The sequence below is a fragment of the Phormidium sp. CCY1219 genome (assembly GCF_055795085.1).
The window spans coordinates 1-2,144 of the sequence record NZ_JAYFEQ010000161.1 but is presented as its reverse complement, the minus strand read 5'-3'; the positions used below and the strand labels follow the sequence as shown (position 1 = coordinate 2,144).

3 protein-coding genes are annotated in these 2,144 nt (G+C 47.2%); all 3 read right to left on the bottom strand.

Annotated elements, in window-relative coordinates; all coding sequences use genetic code 11:
• Window positions 1-150 precede the first annotated feature (150 nt).
• Window positions 151-1,050, bottom strand: a complete 900-nt coding sequence (locus AC0QH1_RS00880) for an RNA-directed DNA polymerase (protein ID WP_324628838.1) — start codon at window positions 1,048-1,050, stop codon at window positions 151-153.
• A 207-nt stretch (window positions 1,051-1,257) separates the two neighbouring features.
• Window positions 1,258-1,620: a diversity-generating retroelement protein Avd gene (gene avd / locus AC0QH1_RS00875; RefSeq protein ID WP_324628837.1), complete on the bottom strand. Its 363-nt coding sequence runs from the start codon at window positions 1,618-1,620 to the stop codon at window positions 1,258-1,260.
• 174 nt (window positions 1,621-1,794) lie between these two features.
• Window positions 1,795-2,144, bottom strand: a 350-nt coding sequence (locus AC0QH1_RS00870; RefSeq protein WP_324628836.1) for a hypothetical protein, incomplete at its 5' end; no start/stop codon positions are given.

Sequence of the window (2,144 nt, the reverse complement as noted above, 5' to 3'; positions counted from 1 at the left end):
TGGTGCGTCACCCCCGCATGGGATAGGGGGATTGTGCCACACATGGGGTGGCGGGGGTGACGCACCCTACGGTGGCTACGGTGGCTGTTCGGCGAATCCCTACCAAGCCACCCTAACCCGGTTGATATTTGGATGAAGTTCGTTTTTCATCTACGTTTTAAAAAACGTAGCTTTCAAACTCTCATTTTTCTTTCGTAAAACCCGAAATCCCACGAAATTCGCGCCTTTGCGGGTTTCAAACAACTGGCTTTTAATCGGATGAATCTTCAGCCGCAGGGTTGCCAGGTAAGACTCCAAACCGATTCTAGCATCTGCCAGAAACGAGCGATCGCGGGAAAACAAGGCAAAATCATCCACATAGCGCAGGTATTTCTTCACCTTCAGTTCTTCCTTGATAAAATGGTCGAAACCATTGAGATAGACATTGGCAAAAAATTGACTGGTAAGATTGCCAATCGGCAACCCGCGTCGTCGTTGCAATGGCGCGAGCAAGTCATCCCCAGGAAAATGCAAAATAATCGTTTCTTGTTCATTACTCCCATCGATTATTGTATCGAGCAACCACAGGGTATCCCGACATTTTATCTTGCGGCGTAACTGTTCTTTTAAAATAGCATGGTCGATACTGGGAAAATATTTGCGGATATCGCATTGCAGGATATAGGGATTCGATCGAGCAAATTTCGTGAAGCGCTGCAAAGCGCGATGCGTGCCATATCCGAGGCGATTTGCGTAGGAATCCCCAATAAAGCTGCGCTCGAAAATCGGAGCAATAATATTGCATACGGCATGATGCACCACGCGATCGCGATAGGGAGCAGCAGAAATCATGCGTCGCTTTGGTTCGAGAATCTCAAACGTTTGATACGGACCGGGCAAGTAACTTTTTGAATACAATTCCAGTTGCAAAGTTTCTAATTCAGCTTCTAAATTGTAATTAAAGCGCAACACATTTTCGCGAAAGCGCTTACCCCGGGCGGCGTTGCGTGCAGCTTTGATTAAATTCGCATAGTCCACAATTTGGGGGAAAAGATTACCATATCGTTTCATTGGTTCTGGGGAAAATTTTTCCCGGATATTTCAACAAGTTGTCAAGTTTATGTTAATCTGAGGAAACTGGGCGAGATGCGCGCATCTGGAGTGAGTGATGGCACCCAGAATTGCCCTACCCAATCGTTTATTTTTCCGCCATATGACCCTCCTTGTTTCATCAGTTCACCCTTCGGGTACCGATGAGTGGTAATGGCGAGGGAAAAATCAGCTAGAGGGAGAAATTGCTTTAGATTTATGGCGTTGCTGTTTAATCCATCCGCCCAAGTCGCCACCAATATCATTGATAGACTTCCCCGCATATTCATAGCGATTCGCCGAAATCAGGTCAAAATCGAATAACAAGCGGGTTTGATAGCGCAGGATATCCAATTTGCTGTTTAATTGCTCTAGCCGGGAGAGTTTTTCCGTTGCATAACGAGCCAGGATTAACCCTTCGAGTATATCATACAGTCCGGTGGTAATTCTATCCCCGAGGGTGAACTTGTGATTCCGAGGAAGGCGGTTGAGGATGGGGACATACCAGCGAATTAAATCATAGGTTTTTTGGATAATCGGTAACTCGCTCATCGGATTTTACCAGGGAAAAATAGAGGGCGATAATTTGTGGCAACGATTGTGAATCACAGTTGTTGCTACAAAATCCAAAATCGGGAAAAATCGGTCGGATTGCTGCCCATTTTACCCCAAAATTTGCCATTTGGCTCCCTCGGAAATTTAATTTGCGCCTCGTCTACCCTCTCCCTACCACAAATCGCCCCGGAAATGGCCTTTTTTGCCCCCTAAAACCGCCAAAAAACCCATTTTTGAAAAAAAAATTTTTAAAGCTCGCTTCGCTCGCAGGGTAAAGAAAAGAGGGAAAAGAGGAAAAGGGGAAAAGAGAAAAGGGCTAAACAGTCCTGGGGGAAGCACAGCACAAGCGAAATCCGTAGTACCTCCTGCGGTTCTGCGGCCCGTCCCCGTCGCGCCGCGCGGCACGGCAGTACCTGGGGTTGATGCTCCAAGACCCAGCGCGCTGCACCTGGCGATTAGAATTTCCACCAGTTGTCCACGCACTCCCATCTGACGGCGCACCATTGTAATTCTCGTGCCAA